This is a genomic window from Scandinavium lactucae (assembly GCF_033843265.1).
GTDB classification, from domain to species: Bacteria; Pseudomonadota; Gammaproteobacteria; order Enterobacterales; family Enterobacteriaceae; genus Scandinavium; species Scandinavium lactucae.
On record NZ_JAWXRD010000005.1, the window covers coordinates 42,033 to 57,184 of the forward strand.

Genomic DNA, 15,152 nt, shown 5'->3' on the forward strand with positions numbered 1-15,152 from the left:
ATCACAGGCAAAAATCATGACGCAGGATGAACTGAAAAAAGCAGTTGGCTGGGCAGCACTTCAATACGTACAGCCAGGGACCATCGTTGGTGTTGGCACCGGCTCTACCGCCGCGCATTTTATTGACGCACTGGGCACCATGAAAGGCCAGATTGAAGGTGCCGTTTCCAGCTCGGACGCGTCGACCGAGAAACTGAAAGCGTTAGGCATTCACGTATTTGATCTCAACGAAGTCGACAGCCTGGGCGTCTATGTTGACGGTGCGGATGAGATTAACGATCACATGCAGATGATCAAAGGCGGCGGCGCGGCGCTGACCCGCGAGAAAATCATCGCCTCGGTGGCCGACAAGTTTATCTGCATCGCCGATGCGTCCAAGCAGGTGGCTATTCTCGGAAAATTCCCTCTGCCGGTCGAAGTCATCCCGATGGCGCGCAGCGCGGTGGCGCGTCAATTGGTGAAACTCGGCGGTCGCCCGGAGTATCGCCAGAATGTGATCACCGATAACGGCAACGTGATTCTGGATGTTCACGGCCTGGAAATTCTTGACGCCATTGCGTTGGAAAATGCCATTAACGCGATCCCTGGCGTGGTGACCGTGGGCCTGTTCGCCAATCGTGGCGCGGATGTGGCGCTGATCGGCACCGCTGATGGCGTCAAAACCATCGGGAAATGATCTGACGGGAGCTGCCTTAGCTCCCGTAAAAATTTTTACCAGGCGAAATTTGGTGACTTGTGTCACATTTGTCGACTGCATCTGCTTAACACGCTGCGCTGTTATTCCCTTCCAGCATTTTATGCTGCCATTTTCCGCTGAATGACATTTCTTCAGGACCTCGACGCAAACGTTCATATTGCTGCAATAGTTTTTTTTGATATGTTGCTTGGGTGGACGTTCGTTCACCACAACATCGATACGAGACAGACAGGGCGGGGAAATGGCTAAGGTATCACTGGAAAAAGACAAAATTAAGTTTCTGCTGGTGGAAGGCGTACATCAAAAAGCAATCGATAACCTTCGTGCAGCAGGCTACACCAACATTGAATTTCACAAAGGCGCGCTTGATGCCGATCAGCTGAAAGAGTCGATCCGTGATGCCCATTTCATCGGCCTGCGCTCCCGTACTCATCTGACGGAAGATATTATTCAGGCGGCGGAAAAGCTGGTCGCGATTGGCTGCTTCTGCATCGGCACCAACCAGGTTGACCTTAATGCGGCCGCGAAACGCGGGGTGCCGGTCTTTAACGCTCCGTTCTCCAACACCCGTTCCGTGGCGGAGTTGGTGATTGGCGAGTTGCTGCTGCTGCTGCGCGGTGTGCCTGAGGCTAACGCCAAAGCGCACCGTGGCGTGTGGAATAAACTGGCGGCGGGTAGCTTTGAAGCGCGTGGCAAGAAGCTCGGGATCATCGGTTACGGCCACATTGGGACCCAGCTTGGGATCCTCGCAGAATCGCTGGGGATGCATGTCTTCTTCTACGACATTGAAAACAAACTGCCGCTCGGCAATGCCACTCAGGTTCAGCATTTGTCTGACCTGCTGAACATGAGCGACGTGGTCAGCCTGCACGTGCCGGAAAATGCCTCGACTAAAAACATGATGGGCGCAGAAGAACTGGCGCTGATGAAGCCGGGCTCATTGTTGATCAACGCCGCTCGCGGTACCGTGGTCGACATTCCCGCGCTGTGCGATGCGCTGGCGCGTAAGCATCTGGCCGGGGCGGCGATCGACGTGTTCCCGACCGAGCCGGCAACCAACAGCGATCCGTTCACTTCGCCGCTCTGCGAGTTCGATAACGTTATCCTGACCCCGCACATCGGGGGGTCTACTCAGGAAGCGCAGGAAAACATCGGACTGGAAGTGGCGGGCAAGCTGGCGAAATACTCTGACAACGGGTCAACGCTTTCTGCTGTTAACTTCCCGGAAGTGTCGCTCCCGCTGCACGGTGGGCGTCGCCTGCTGCACATCCACGAAAACCGTCCTGGCGTGCTGACGGCTATCAACCAGATTTTTGCCGAGCAGGGCGTGAACATCGCCGCACAGTATCTGCAAACGACGCCGCAAATGGGCTACGTGGTGATTGATATTGAAGCGGAAGAAGATGTGGCGGAAAAAGCGCTGCAAAGCATGAAGGCGATCCCGGGCACCATCCGTGCGCGGTTGTTGTACTGATCCCTGTTTTCGCCCGGCGGCGCAAAGCTTGCCGGGCCTACGCTTTACCGCCACTGCCATATTTTCGAGGGCGTCACCACCGCCGGGAGCGGAACATCCCACTTCTCTACGGGCAGTTGTTCCACCTGCTGACAATCATGTGCATAGCCCACGGGATGCACGCCGTGCTGCTGCCAGTTTTGTAGCGTCCTGTCGTAAAAGCCTCCACCCATGCCTAACCGTTGCCCCTGTGGGTCAAAGGCGACCAGCGGCGTAACCAGTACATCCAGCTGATGAAGCGGCACCACGTCACGCACATCCAGTTTGGGTTCCTGAATTTTCAGACGATTGACCACCAGGTCAGAGTGCGGATGGTAATTGAGGAACAGCAGATTGCCCGGGCTGAACGGATGCAGAACCGGCAGAACCACTTTTTTACCACTGCGCCACAGTTGTTCGATCAGCGGTTGGGTATCCAGCTCGCCATCAAACGACAGAAACAGCGCGACGGTATTCGCCATCACCACGGGGGGGTACACCAGCATTCGCGCCGCAGCGTGCTCGGCAAAAAGACGTTGTTGGTCTGGCGTAAGCGTGCGACGACGCTGCCTAATCAGTTGGCGAATTTCTTGTCTGGTTAAAGGGGCTGAAACAGATTTCATGAGTGTGGTAGAGGAAGAGGGTAGGGAATCTCCGAGATGCCGCCGCAGGCTGTAACCCTTGAACCCTTGGTTCAAGGTGAATGTGTCGTCACAGTCTTCAGGCTTCTCGGACGGACCGAGCATGCTCACCAACCGTGGAGCGCCACATTCTTGTGGTATGAAATATCGGCTCAGGGGACTGGCCCGCTTGCGAACATCTCAGAGAAATTTTGTCTTCAAGGTCACTCTACCATAGTTAACCGTGAAGTGTTATTCAAACTTTGGAGCCGTCTTTTCGGTTGTGCGACCTTGATCAAGGAGTGCTTGTTCAATGGTCTGTTGGAGCATCCGAATGCGTGTCTCCATGCTGGCTGCGTAGTCACGTGTTTTCGCGCGTTCCTGGGTCAGCTCGTAGCTGATATTCAGGGCGGCGATAAAGACCAGCTGCTCAGTATTTGTGACTCTAGTGCGTTCTTTCAGATCTTGCAACCGCTGATTCAGATCGTCCGCGGCCTGATTCAGGGCATCCCTTTGTTCAGGCGGGCAATTCACTCGCAGTGAACGGCCAAAAATTTGGATATCGACGGGTTCTGCAGACATGCCACCTTCCTGCTGATTGACTGCGCTACCTCCACAGCCCGCACCGGGGCCCGCGAAGGGGCGACACTATAGCTACCCCACTGTGAACATACAAGCCCTTTTCTGGTTCACCAGGGTCCAAAGTGGTAGCATAACATGAAACTTCCCCCCAACGACGACGAATGCGCATGTCTATACAGAACGAAATGCCTGGTTACAACGATGTGAACCAGTTACTTAACCAACAGGGTGTCGGCTTAACGCCTGCCGAAATGCATGGTTTGATTAGCGGCATGCTGTGTGGTGGTAACAAAGACAGCAGCTGGCTGCCGCTGGTGCACGACCTGACCAACGAAGGCATGGCTTTCGGTCACGAGCTGGCTGAAGTGCTGCGGAAAGTCCACGCCGTCACCAGCGACACGCTGGAAGACGAAGGCTTCATGTTCCAGCTGTACATGCCGGATGGCGATGACGTCAGCGTCTTCACCCGCGCCGATGCGCTGGCAGGCTGGGTCAATCACTTCCTGCTGGGCCTGGGCGTGACGCAGCCTAAGCTTGATAAAGTGAAAGGCGAAACCGGCGAAGCCATCGACGATCTGCGTAATATCGCGCAGCTGGGCTACGACGAAGACGAAGACCAGGAAGAGCTGGAAATGTCGCTCGAAGAGATAGTGGAGTATGTGCGCGTCGCAGCCCTGCTGTGCCACGATACGTTCACTCATCAGCAGCCGACCGCGCCAGAAGTTCGTAAACCAACCTTACATTAACAATAAGAATGCTCAGGAGGGTGTCATGACTCAGCAGGAGTACCTTCAGCGTCGGCAGAAGCTGCTGGCGCGGATGCCATCAGGCAGCGCCGCGTTAATTTTTGCCGCACCGGAAGCCATACGCAGCGCCGACACGGAATATCCGTATCGCCAGAGTAGCGACTTCATCTACTTCACCGGTTTTCATGAGCCGGAAGCGGTCCTGGTGCTGATTAAAAGCGATGACACCCATAACCACAGCGTTCTGTTTAACCGCGTCCGCGACCTCACCGCTGAAATCTGGTTTGGTCGCCGCTTGGGGCAAGATGCAGCCCCGACGACGTTGTGCGTCGATCGTGCGCTGGCGTTTAGCGAAATCAACGAGCAGCTTTATCAGCTACTAAACGGTCTTGACGCGGTGTATCACGCCCAGGGCGAATACGCTTATGCCGATACCATTGTGTTCAATGCGCTGGATAAACTGCGCAAAGGTTCGCGTCAGAATCTGAAAGCTCCGGCTGCGATCGTTGACTGGCGGCCGTTGGTGCATGAGATGCGCCTGTTCAAATCGGCAGAAGAGATTGAGGTCATGCGTCGGGCAGGGGAAATCTCTGCCCTGGCGCATACCCGCGCGATGGAAAAATGCCGTCCGGGAATGTTTGAATATCAGCTCGAAGGGGAGATTCACCACGAGTTCATCCGCCACGGCGCACGTTATCCATCTTACAACACCATTGTCGGCGGCGGTGAAAACGGCTGCATTCTGCATTACACCGAAAACGAATCTGAACTGCGCGATGGCGATCTGGTGCTGATCGACGCGGGCTGTGAATACCGCAGCTACGCCGGAGACATCACCCGCACCTTCCCGGTGAACGGCAAATTTACGCCTGCGCAGCGTGAAATTTACGACATCGTGCTCGACTCGCTGGAAACGGCGCTGGCGCTGTATCGTCCGGGCACCACGATGCAGGAGGTGACTGGCGAAGTGGTGCGCATCATGGTCACCGGTCTGGTGAAACTCGGCATCCTCGACGGGGAAGTCGATCAGCTGATTGCCGACAACGCCCACCGTAAATTCTTTATGCATGGCCTCAGCCACTGGCTGGGTCTGGATGTACATGATGTCGGTGAATATGGCGTAGATCGTTCCCGCGTGCTGGAACCCGGCATGGTGCTCACCGTCGAACCCGGCCTCTATATCGCGCCGGATACTGACGTGCCGGAGCAGTATCGCGGCATCGGCATTCGTATCGAAGATGACATTGTTATCACCGAAAACGGCAACGAAAACCTCACCGACAGCGTCGTAAAACGCGCGGATGATATTGAGGCGCTGATGGCGGCCCACAAACAATGAGCGTGATTATTGTCGGCGGCGGGATGACCGGAGCCACGCTAGCGCTGGCGATTTCGCACCTTAGCGCGGGCAAACTGCCGGTACATATAGTGGAAGCTGTCGCGCCGGATTCACAGGCGCATCCGGGCTTTGATGCCCGGGCCATCGCGCTGGCGGCAGGTACCTGCCAGCAGCTGGCGCGGGTTGGCATCTGGCAGGCAATTCGCGATTGTGCCACGGCTATCCGTACCGTCCATGTCAGCGATCGCGGTCACGCCGGGTTTGTTACCCTGGAAGCGGAAGATTATCGCCTGCCAGCTTTAGGGCAGGTGGTTGAGCTGCACGATGTCGGCCAGCGTCTGTTTGCGCTGTTGCGCAAAGCGCCAGGCGTGACGCTGCATTGCCCGGCGCGCGTCGAGCGTTTTTCCCGCAGCCCCGACCGCGTCGAGGTGGTGCTGGATAACGGCCAGACGCTGACCGGTAAGCTGCTGGTGGCGGCGGACGGTTCGCGTTCGGCGCTCGGCGAACAGTGTGGGATTGCCTGGCAGCAGCAGCCTTATGAACAGCTAGCGGTGATCGCCAATGTGACCACCGCCGTACCGCATAACGGTCGCGCGTTCGAGCGTTTTACCCCCCACGGCCCGCTGGCGATGTTGCCGATGTCCGACGGGCGTTGCTCGCTGGTGTGGTGCCATCCGCTTGACCATCGCGATGAGGTACTGGCCTGGTCCGACGCTCGCTTCTGCGACGAATTGCAAAAAGCCTTCGGCTGGCGGCTGGGGCACATCACCCACGCGGGTCGCCGCAATGCGTATCCGTTGTCGCTGACGACCGCCTCCCGGGCGATATCGCACCGTCTGGCGCTGGTCGGCAACGCGGCGCAAACCCTGCACCCGATTGCCGGGCAGGGCTTTAACCTCGGTCTGCGCGACGTGATGTCGCTGGCAGAAATGCTGGCTCAGGCCAGCGATCCGGGCGAGTACGCGTTGTTAAGCCAGTATCAGCAGCGCAGAGAAAACGATAAAAATGCGACCATCGGCGTGACCGACGGTCTGGTGCATCTGTTCGCCAATCGCTGGGCACCGCTGGTGGCCGGGCGAAACGTTGGGTTGATGGCGATGGAATTATTCACCCCGGCGCGTGACGCGCTGGCGTTGCGTACCCTGGGTCAGGTAGCGAGATAAGGATGAACAACGTGCAAAGTGTAGATATCGCTATTGTCGGTGGTGGAATGGTTGGCCTGGCCGTAGCCTGTGGCTTACAGGGCAGCGGCCTGCGCGTGGCGGTGATTGAGTCGCATCAGCCGCAGCCGGTTGAAGCCGATGCCGCGCCGCAGCTTCGCGTCTCTGCGATCAACGCCGCCAGCGAAAAACTGCTGTCGCGCCTTGATGTCTGGAATGAGATTATTGCCGAACGTGCGAGCCGCTATCACGGAATGGAAGTGTGGGACAAAGACAGCTTCGGTCGAATCGCCTTTGATGATGAAAGCCTCGGCTACAGCCATCTCGGGCACATCATCGAAAACGGGGTGATTCACCATGCGTTATGGCGTAAAGCCCAGCGCAGCCAGGACATTACCCTAGTGGCACCCGCTGAACTGGCGCAGGTTGCCTGGGGCGAAAATGAAGCCTTCCTGACGCTGAAAGATGGCAACATGCTGACGGCGCGACTGGTTATCGGGGCCGACGGGGCGAACTCCTGGTTACGCAACAAGGCCGATATTCCGTTGACCTCTTGGGATTATCGTCATCATGCGCTGGTGGCGACCATTCGCACCACCGAGCCACATCAGGCGATTGCGCGCCAGGTCTTTCACGGCGAAGGCATTCTGGCCTTCCTGCCGCTGAGTGATCCGCATTTGTGCTCCATCGTCTGGTCACTGCCGCCGGATGACGCGGCGAAAATGCAGCAGGCCGACGCCGCCGCGTTCAATCAGGCGCTGAATGTCGCCTTTGATAATCGTCTGGGCCTGTGCGAAGTGGAAAGCGAACGCCAGGTATTCCCGTTGACCGGACGCTATGCGCGTCAGTTTGCCGCGCATCGTCTGGCGCTGGTCGGCGACGCGGCCCACACCATTCATCCGCTGGCCGGGCAGGGAGTAAACCTGGGCTTTATGGATGCCGCCGAGCTTATCGATGAGATCCGTCGCCTGCATGCGCAGGGTAAAGATTTCGGGCAGCACTTCTATCTGCGTCGCTATGAGCGCAGCCGTAAACACAGCGCCGCGCTGATGCTGGCGGGGATGCAGGGCTTCCGCGAGCTGTTTGCGGGCGTTAATCCCGCCAAGAAACTGCTGCGCGATATTGGCCTCAAACTGGCCGATACCCTGCCGGGCGTTAAACCGCAATTGATTCGTCAGGCGATGGGTCTGAACGATCTCCCCGCCTGGTTACGTTAACGCGATCACACTTCTCAACCCGGCGGGCGCGTCGGGTTTTCTCCCCTCATTTGAAATAATCTAATTTCACCCCTTTTTTCGCATTAGTTTTATTAATGTCACAAAAATTTCCCTACGAAAAATCCGCCCAATTATCCGAACGAAATGTCATCCTGAACTGAATATTTCACCAAAATGTTAATTTTATGTGGCATTAGTCGCAGAAAGGCAGTCGATCGTTCTGTAGAGTTTTTGGCTCATTTTGGTCATAAGCTAATCTGATGGTTCGCTTTGCCTTATGGTTTACCGCGGTTTTCGGTGGTAACGTCAGACCAAAGAGAACGTTTGCGTCGGTGCCCGGAGCGGTGTCGACGCTGGGCTTTGTGGCTGAATTTGTGTCCACAAAGCAGCCGGTAGCCCCGCTTACTCAACGAGGACAAGATGGCTCAACAGACGCCTTTGTATGAACAACACACGCTGTGTGGCGCACGCATGGTGGACTTCCATGGCTGGATGATGCCGCTGCATTACGGCTCGCAAATTGATGAGCACCACGCGGTACGCACCAGTGCAGGGATGTTCGATGTGTCACACATGACTATTGTCGATCTGCGCGGCAGTCGTACCCGCGAATTCCTGCGTTATCTGCTGGCCAACGATGTAGCCAAACTGACGAAACCCGGCAAAGCGCTCTACACCGGGATGCTCAACGCCTCCGCCGGGGTCATTGATGACCTGATTGTTTATTTCCTCTCCGAAGATTATTTCCGCCTCGTCGTTAACTCCGCCACCCGTGAAAAAGATCTGGCCTGGATTAGCGAACACGCTGAGCCGTACGGCATCGACATCACCGTGCGTGACGATCTGGCGCTGATTGCGGTGCAGGGGCCTGACGCGCAGGCCAAAGCCGCCGGCCTGTTCAACGACGAACAGCGCAACGCCGTCGAAGGCATGAAACCGTTCTTCGGCGTTCAGGCCGGGGATTTGTTTGTCGCCACCACCGGTTATACCGGCGAAGCGGGTTACGAAATCGCGCTGCCGAATGAGAAAGCAGCAGACTTCTGGCGTGCGCTGGTGGAATCCGGCGTGAAGCCATGTGGCCTGGGCGCGCGCGATACGCTGCGTCTGGAAGCGGGCATGAACCTGTACGGTCAGGAGATGGACGAAGGCGTTTCCCCACTGGCGGCTAACATGGGCTGGACCATCGCCTGGGAACCAACTGACCGTGACTTCATTGGTCGCGAAGCACTGGAAGCCCAGCGTGAGCACGGCACCGAACAGCTGGTTGGCCTGGTGATGACCGAGAAAGGCGTACTGCGCGGCGAACTGCCGGTGCGTTTTAGCGACGCGCAGGGCAATCAACACGAAGGCGTTATCACCAGCGGCACCTTCTCGCCGACGCTGGGCTACAGCATTGCGCTGGCTCGCGTCCCTGCGGGTATTGGCGATACGGCGGTGGTGCAAATCCGCAACCGCGAAATGCCGGTTAAGGTGACCAAACCTGTTTTTGTACGCGCCGGCAAAGCCGTCGTGTAATCGATTATTTTTTCTGGAGAAATGTGAATGAGCAATGTACCTGCAGAACTGAAATACAGCAAAGAACACGAATGGTTGCGTAAAGAAGCCGATGGTTCTTACACCGTAGGCATCACCGAGCACGCACAGGAACTGCTGGGCGACATGGTATTTGTCGATCTGCCTGAAGTGGGCAAAACCGTTGCTGCCGGTGACGACTGTGCGGTTGCCGAGTCGGTAAAAGCGGCGTCCGATATTTACGCGCCAATCAGCGGTGAAATCGTCGCCGTCAACGACGCGCTGAGCGACTCCCCGGAGCTGGTCAACAGCGAGCCGTACAGCGAAGGCTGGATCTTCAAAATCAAAGCCAGCGACGAAGCTGAAGTCGCCGCCCTGCTGGATGCCACTGCGTACGAAGCGCTGTTAGACGATTAAAACTGTGCCGGATGGCACTGCGTTTATCCGGCCTACGGTTGGAAGTGTAGGCCCGGTAAGCGACTGCGCCACCGGGCATGTTAGTTAAGACATTACCGATTCACTGCACGTTTCAGGAACCCTCGCTCATGACACAGACCTTAAGCCAGCTTGAACACCGCGGCGCTTTCATTGAACGCCATATTGGCCCGGATGCGGAACAGCAGCAGGAAATGCTGAACACCGTTGGCGCAGAGTCGTTAGACGCGTTGACCGGCCAGATTGTGCCGCAGGACATTCAGCTCGCGACGCCACCGCAGGTCGGCGAGGCCACCACAGAATTCGCCGCGCTGGCGGAGCTGAAAGCCATTGCCAGCCGCAACAAGCGCTTTAAGTCTTACATCGGCATGGGCTACACCGCGGTGCAACTGCCGCCGGTTATCCTGCGCAACATGCTCGAGAACCCAGGCTGGTACACCGCTTACACGCCGTATCAGCCGGAAGTGTCGCAAGGACGTCTGGAAGCGCTGCTGAATTACCAGACCGTCACGCTGGACCTGACCGGACTGGATATTGCCTCTGCCTCACTGCTCGACGAAGCGACGGCGGCGGCGGAAGCGATGGCGATGGCCAAACGCGTCAGCAAACTGAAAAATGCCAACCGCTTCTTCGTGGCGGCGGACGTGCATCCGCAGACCCTGGACGTGGTACGCACCCGGGCGGAAACCTTTGGTTTTGATGTGATTGTCGACGACGCAGAAAAAGCGCTCGACCATCAGGATGTGTTCGGCGTGCTGTTGCAGCAGGTTGGCACTACCGGGGAAGTGCATGACTACAGCCCGCTGATTGCAGAACTGAAAGCGCGCAAAGTGATTGTCAGTGTTGCCGCCGATTTTATGGCGCTGGTGCTACTGACCGCCCCGGGCAAACAGGGCGCAGACATTGTGTTTGGTTCGGCTCAACGCTTCGGCGTTCCGATGGGCTACGGCGGTCCGCACGCGGCTTTCTTCGCGGCAAAAGACGAATTCAAACGCTCGATGCCTGGCCGTATTATTGGCGTCTCGAAAGATGCCGCTGGCAACACCGCCCTGCGCATGGCGATGCAGACTCGCGAGCAGCATATCCGCCGTGAGAAAGCGAACTCCAACATCTGTACCTCTCAGGTACTGCTGGCGAATATTGCCAGTCTGTACGCCGTATTCCACGGTCCAGCGGGCCTGAAACGTATCGCCGGGCGCATTCATCGTCTGACGGATATTCTGGCGAGCGGCCTGAAACAGAAAGGGCTGAAACTGCGCCACGACCATTTCTTCGACACCCTGTGTGTGGAAGTCGAAGACAAAGCCGCAGTACTGGCACGTGCCGAAGCCGCGGAAATCAACCTGCGCAGCGATATTCATCATGCGGTGGGGATCACCCTGGATGAAACCACTACCCGGGAAGATGTGCTGGCGCTGTTAACCGTTATCGCCGGTGATGACCATGGCCTGGATATCGACAACCTGGACAAAGAGGTGGCGCACGACAGCCGCTCGATCCCCCAGGCGATGCTGCGTGAAGACGACATTCTGACCCATCCGGTGTTCAACCGCTATCACAGCGAAACCGAGATGATGCGCTATATGCACTCGCTGGAGCGTAAAGACCTGGCGCTGAATCAGGCGATGATCCCGCTGGGATCCTGCACCATGAAGCTCAACGCGGCGGCCGAGATGATCCCGATTACCTGGCCGGAATTCAGCGAACTGCACCCGTTCTGCCCGGCGGATCAGGCCGAAGGCTACCACCAGATGATCAACCAGCTGTCTGACTGGCTGGTGAAACTGACCGGTTACGACGCGCTCTGCATGCAGCCAAATTCTGGCGCACAGGGTGAATACGCGGGTCTGCTGGCCATTCGTCACTATCATGAAAGCCGCAATGAAGGGCATCGTGATATCTGTCTGATCCCAAGCTCTGCGCACGGCACCAACCCGGCTTCTGCTCAGATGGCCGGCATGCAGGTGGTGGTGGTGGCCTGTGACAAACAGGGCAACATCGATCTCGCCGATCTGCGCGCGAAGGCGGAACAGACGGGGGCGAATCTCTCGTGCATCATGGTGACCTACCCGTCCACTCACGGCGTATATGAAGAAACCATCCGTGAAGTGTGCGAGATCGTGCATCAGTTTGGTGGTCAGGTGTATCTCGATGGCGCGAACATGAATGCCCAGGTCGGCATTACTTCGCCGGGCTTTATCGGCGCGGACGTGTCGCACCTCAACCTGCACAAAACCTTCTGTATTCCACACGGCGGCGGCGGCCCGGGCATGGGTCCAATCGGTGTGAAAGCGCATCTGGCCCCGTTTGTACCGGGTCACAGTGTGGTACAAATCGAAGGGATGCTGACCCGTCAGGGCGCAGTATCGGCGGCTCCGTTTGGCAGCGCCTCCATTCTGCCAATCAGCTGGATGTACATTCGTATGATGGGTGCGCAGGGTCTGAAGCGTGCCAGCCAAGTGGCTATTCTGAACGCCAACTACATCGCCACCCGTTTGCAGGATGCGTATCCGGTGCTGTACACCGGGCGCGATGGCCGCGTGGCGCACGAATGTATCCTCGATATCCGTCCGCTGAAAGAAGAGACCGGTATCAGCGAACTGGATATCGCTAAGCGTCTGATCGACTATGGATTCCACGCGCCAACCATGTCATTCCCGGTCGCGGGCACGCTGATGGTTGAACCAACCGAATCTGAAAGCAAAGTCGAACTCGACCGCTTTATCGACGCCATGCTGGCTATTCGCAATGAAATCAACCGTGTTCAGCAGGGCGAATGGCCGCTGGAAGATAACCCGCTGGTGAACGCCCCGCATACGCAGAACGAGCTGGTGGCGGAGTGGAACCACGGCTATAGCCGCGAAGTAGCGGTCTTCCCGGCGGGTATGGCAAACAAGTACTGGCCGACCGTGAAGCGTCTGGATGACGTGTACGGTGACCGCAACCTGTTCTGCTCCTGCGTTCCGATGAGCGAATATCAGTAATTCACTGAGTACTCTATCTTTTAAGGGCGCTTCGGCGTCCTTTCTTTTGGGAGAAAACAATGGCAATAGCACTGGTTACCGGCGCGAGCAGGGGAATTGGCAGGGCGACGGCGATGCTGCTGGCGCAAGAGGGTTACACCGTGGCGGTAAATTATCACCACAACATCAAAGCCGCCACGCAGGTGGTCAACGCGATTACCGAGAGCGGCGGCAAGGCCTTCGCCGTGCGGGCGGACATCAGCGATGAGGCGCAGGTGATGGCGATGTTTGAGGCGCTCGACAGGGAAGGCGAGCCGCTGGCCGCCCTGGTAAACAACGCCGGGATTTTGTTCCAGCAAAGCACCATTGAAAACCTGACCGCCGAACGGATTAATCACGTTCTGTCGACCAACGTCACCGGGTATTTCCTCTGCTGTCGCGAGGCGGTCAAGCGGATGGCGCATCGTCATGGCGGAAAAGGCGGGGCTATTGTGAACGTCTCTTCCGCGGCTGCTCGGTTGGGCGCGCCGTTTGAATATGTTGACTACGCCGCATCAAAAGGGGCGGTGGACACGCTCACCACCGGGCTGGCGCTGGAAGTGGCGGCACAGGGCATTCGCGTTAACGGCGTGCGTCCGGGCCTGATTTATACCGAGATGCATGCCTCCGGGGGCGAGCCGGGTCGGGTCGATCGCGTCAAAGCAATGCTGCCAATGCAGCGCGGCGGACAGCCGGAAGAAGTCGCGCAGGCGATTGCCTGGCTGCTGAGTGAAAAGGCATCGTACGTGACCGGGAGTTTTATGGATATCGCGGGCGGGAGATAGGGTCGATTTTGCCCGGCAGCGCGTGGCTTTCCGGGCGTAGAACTTAACTCGCAGGACCGGTAAGCGAAGCGCCACCGGGCAATGGCGTGATTACAGATTTTCGCCGTTGCTGGCAATCACTTCTTTATACCAGGTGAAGCTCTTCTTGCGTGAACGCGACATATCTCCGGTGCCGTCGTCATGCTTGTTCACGTAGATAAAGCCGTAGCGCTTGCTGTACTGGCCGGTGGTGAAGGATACACAGTCGATGCAGCCCCACGGGGTATAGCCCATCAACTCCACGCCGTCGTGGGTGACCGCTTTCATCATCTCTTCAACGTGCGCACGCAGGTAGTCGATGCGATAGTCGTCGTTAATGCTGCCATCGTCTTCCACTTTGTCATACGCGCCAAAGCCGTTTTCGACGATGAACAGCGGTTTCTGATAACGTTCGTAAAGTTCACACATTGCATAACGCAGGCCAACCGGGTCAATCTGCCAGCCCCAGTCGGATGCTTTTACATGTGGGTTCGGTACGCTGCCTTCGAAGCCGGAGATTGCATCCCCGCTGCCACCTTCGGCTTTTACGGCATTGGTCATGTAGTAGCTGAAGCCGAGATAATCACAGGTGCCTTCCCGCAGGATTTCTGCGTCGCCGTCTTCCATCGCAATGGTGAATCCGCGACGTTCCCACTCATTAAGCACATAAGTTGGGTAGTAGCCACGCAGCTGCACATCGGTAAAGACGTAACGTTCGCGCATCGACTCCTGGGCAAACATCATATCTTCCGGTTTGCAGGAGAACGGATACAGCGGCACCATTGCCAGCATGCAGCCCACCTGCATTTGCGCATTAATGCGGCGTGCCGCTTTCACCGCCAGGGCGCTGGCGACGAACTGGTGGTGCAGCACCTGATACATCACTTCTTCCGGGTTGTCGTGTTCGGTATACACCACGCCAGAGCAGCAATAACCGAACAGCGGCGCGCGCCAGTTGCGCTGGTTATTGATTTCGTTGAAGGTCATCCAGTATTTGACTTTGTGCTTGTAGCGTTCAAAGACGACTTCGGCAAATCGCACAAAGAAATCAACGACTTTACGGTTAGTCCAGCCGCCGTATTCCTGCACCAGATGCAGCGGCATTTCGAAGTGGGAGAGGGTGATTACCGGTTCGATGTTGTACTTGAGCAGTTCATCAAACATCTCGTCGTAGAATTTCAGGCCTTCTTCATTCGGCTGGGTTTCGTCGCCTTTCGGGAGGATCCGCGTCCAGGCAATTGAGGTCCGGAAACATTTGAAGCCCATTTCAGCAAACAGCTTAATGTCTTCTTTGTAGTGGCTGTAGAAGTCGATGGCTTCGTGATTCGGATAGTATTTACCGGGTACAACCTGCTGGGTTATCTCACGCGGAACGCCGTGTGCGCCGCCAGTCAATACATCGCAAATGCTCGGGCCTTTGCCGCCTTCGTTCCAGCCGCCTTCAACCTGATGTGCGGCGACCGCGCCACCCCATAAAAAGTCTTTTGGTAAGGTTAATTTTTTCATCGTGTTCGTTCCCATGATATTGCTGATTGGGAAAGAGTCTA

At 57.0% G+C, this 15,152-nt stretch carries 13 protein-coding genes and 1 other RNA gene; 10 read left to right on the forward strand and 4 right to left on the reverse strand.

Annotated features, from left to right (window positions below):
• The first annotated feature begins 16 nt into the window (after positions 1 to 16).
• Positions 17 to 676 carry a ribose-5-phosphate isomerase RpiA gene (rpiA, locus tag SIK69_RS06205; protein WP_319628541.1) on the forward strand — a complete coding sequence of 220 codons (660 nt, stop codon included), beginning with the start codon at positions 17 to 19 and terminating at the stop codon, positions 674 to 676.
• Positions 677 to 938: 262 nt separating this feature from the next.
• Positions 939 to 2,171 (forward strand): phosphoglycerate dehydrogenase, encoded by a 1,233-nt coding sequence (gene serA / locus SIK69_RS06210; protein WP_319785664.1) that lies wholly within the window; start codon positions 939 to 941, stop codon positions 2,169 to 2,171.
• A gap of 44 nt (positions 2,172 to 2,215) precedes the next feature.
• Here the strand turns inward: serA and SIK69_RS06215 are convergent, their stop codons facing one another.
• From SIK69_RS06215 to zapA, 3 genes are all read right to left on the reverse strand, one after another.
• The gene (locus tag SIK69_RS06215; RefSeq protein WP_319785665.1) at positions 2,216 to 2,812 is read right to left on the reverse strand and encodes a 5-formyltetrahydrofolate cyclo-ligase; all 597 of its coding nucleotides are present in this window, start codon (positions 2,810 to 2,812) and stop codon (positions 2,216 to 2,218) included.
• A 24-nt stretch (positions 2,813 to 2,836) separates the two neighbouring features.
• A non-coding RNA gene (ssrS, locus tag SIK69_RS06220) (6S RNA) lies at positions 2,837 to 3,020 on the reverse strand.
• Positions 3,021 to 3,061: 41 nt separating this feature from the next.
• Entirely contained in the window at positions 3,062 to 3,391 is a 330-nt protein-coding gene (gene zapA / locus SIK69_RS06225; protein ID WP_319628538.1) for a cell division protein ZapA, read from the reverse strand.
• A gap of 167 nt (positions 3,392 to 3,558) precedes the next feature.
• Here zapA and SIK69_RS06230 point away from each other — a divergent pair, with 167 nt between their 5' ends.
• The 8 genes from SIK69_RS06230 to SIK69_RS06265 all read left to right on the forward strand — a co-directional run bounded on the left by SIK69_RS06230 (position 3,559) and on the right by SIK69_RS06265 (position 13,587).
• Positions 3,559 to 4,137: a YecA/YgfB family protein gene (locus tag SIK69_RS06230; RefSeq protein WP_319628537.1), complete on the forward strand. Its 579-nt coding sequence runs from the start codon at positions 3,559 to 3,561 to the stop codon at positions 4,135 to 4,137.
• A gap of 25 nt (positions 4,138 to 4,162) precedes the next feature.
• Complete coding sequence (gene pepP / locus SIK69_RS06235; protein WP_319785666.1) at positions 4,163 to 5,476, forward strand: Xaa-Pro aminopeptidase; 1,314 nt, start codon at positions 4,163 to 4,165, stop codon at positions 5,474 to 5,476.
• The gene (ubiH, locus tag SIK69_RS06240) at positions 5,473 to 6,639 is read left to right on the forward strand and encodes a 2-octaprenyl-6-methoxyphenyl hydroxylase (RefSeq protein WP_319785667.1); all 1,167 of its coding nucleotides are present in this window, start codon (positions 5,473 to 5,475) and stop codon (positions 6,637 to 6,639) included. Before pepP ends, ubiH begins: the two co-directional genes overlap by 4 nt.
• Positions 6,640 to 6,650: 11 nt before the next feature.
• The gene (gene ubiI, locus SIK69_RS06245; protein ID WP_319785668.1) at positions 6,651 to 7,853 is read left to right on the forward strand and encodes an FAD-dependent 2-octaprenylphenol hydroxylase; all 1,203 of its coding nucleotides are present in this window, start codon (positions 6,651 to 6,653) and stop codon (positions 7,851 to 7,853) included.
• A 420-nt stretch (positions 7,854 to 8,273) separates the two neighbouring features.
• A complete protein-coding gene (gene gcvT / locus SIK69_RS06250; RefSeq protein ID WP_319628533.1) occupies positions 8,274 to 9,368 on the forward strand; it encodes a glycine cleavage system aminomethyltransferase GcvT in 1,095 nt (364 codons plus the stop codon).
• Between the two features lie 27 nt (positions 9,369 to 9,395).
• Positions 9,396 to 9,782, forward strand: coding sequence for a glycine cleavage system protein GcvH (gene gcvH / locus SIK69_RS06255; RefSeq protein WP_319628532.1), 387 nt, complete (start codon positions 9,396 to 9,398; stop codon positions 9,780 to 9,782).
• A 128-nt stretch (positions 9,783 to 9,910) separates the two neighbouring features.
• Complete coding sequence (gene gcvP, locus SIK69_RS06260; RefSeq protein WP_319785669.1) at positions 9,911 to 12,784, forward strand: aminomethyl-transferring glycine dehydrogenase; 2,874 nt, start codon at positions 9,911 to 9,913, stop codon at positions 12,782 to 12,784.
• 59 nt (positions 12,785 to 12,843) lie between these two features.
• Positions 12,844 to 13,587: an SDR family oxidoreductase gene (locus SIK69_RS06265; RefSeq protein ID WP_319785670.1), complete on the forward strand. Its 744-nt coding sequence runs from the start codon at positions 12,844 to 12,846 to the stop codon at positions 13,585 to 13,587.
• Between the two features lie 90 nt (positions 13,588 to 13,677).
• Here SIK69_RS06265 and SIK69_RS06270 read toward each other — a convergent pair whose 3' ends face one another.
• Complete coding sequence (locus SIK69_RS06270) at positions 13,678 to 15,111, reverse strand: 6-phospho-beta-glucosidase (RefSeq protein ID WP_319785672.1); 1,434 nt, start codon at positions 15,109 to 15,111, stop codon at positions 13,678 to 13,680.
• Between the last annotated feature and the right edge of the window lie 41 nt (positions 15,112 to 15,152).

What these genes read in the sequence shown, in the direction of transcription:
- rpiA (WP_319628541.1), top strand. Translation starts at nt 17, where the DNA reads ATGACGCAGGATGAACTGAAAAAAGCAGTTGGCTGGGCAGCACTTCAA.
- serA (WP_319785664.1), top strand. Translation starts at nt 939, where the DNA reads ATGGCTAAGGTATCACTGGAAAAAGACAAAATTAAGTTTCTGCTGGTG.
- SIK69_RS06215 (WP_319785665.1), bottom strand. Translation starts at nt 2,812, where the DNA reads ATGAAATCTGTTTCAGCCCCTTTAACCAGACAAGAAATTCGCCAACTG.
- zapA (WP_319628538.1), bottom strand. Translation starts at nt 3,391, where the DNA reads ATGTCTGCAGAACCCGTCGATATCCAAATTTTTGGCCGTTCACTGCGA.
- SIK69_RS06230 (WP_319628537.1), top strand. Translation starts at nt 3,559, where the DNA reads ATGTCTATACAGAACGAAATGCCTGGTTACAACGATGTGAACCAGTTA.
- pepP (WP_319785666.1), top strand. Translation starts at nt 4,163, where the DNA reads ATGACTCAGCAGGAGTACCTTCAGCGTCGGCAGAAGCTGCTGGCGCGG.
- ubiH (WP_319785667.1), top strand. Translation starts at nt 5,473, where the DNA reads ATGAGCGTGATTATTGTCGGCGGCGGGATGACCGGAGCCACGCTAGCG.
- gcvT (WP_319628533.1), top strand. Translation starts at nt 8,274, where the DNA reads ATGGCTCAACAGACGCCTTTGTATGAACAACACACGCTGTGTGGCGCA.
- gcvH (WP_319628532.1), top strand. Translation starts at nt 9,396, where the DNA reads ATGAGCAATGTACCTGCAGAACTGAAATACAGCAAAGAACACGAATGG.
- gcvP (WP_319785669.1), top strand. Translation starts at nt 9,911, where the DNA reads ATGACACAGACCTTAAGCCAGCTTGAACACCGCGGCGCTTTCATTGAA.
- SIK69_RS06265 (WP_319785670.1), top strand. Translation starts at nt 12,844, where the DNA reads ATGGCAATAGCACTGGTTACCGGCGCGAGCAGGGGAATTGGCAGGGCG.
- SIK69_RS06270 (WP_319785672.1), bottom strand. Translation starts at nt 15,111, where the DNA reads ATGAAAAAATTAACCTTACCAAAAGACTTTTTATGGGGTGGCGCGGTC.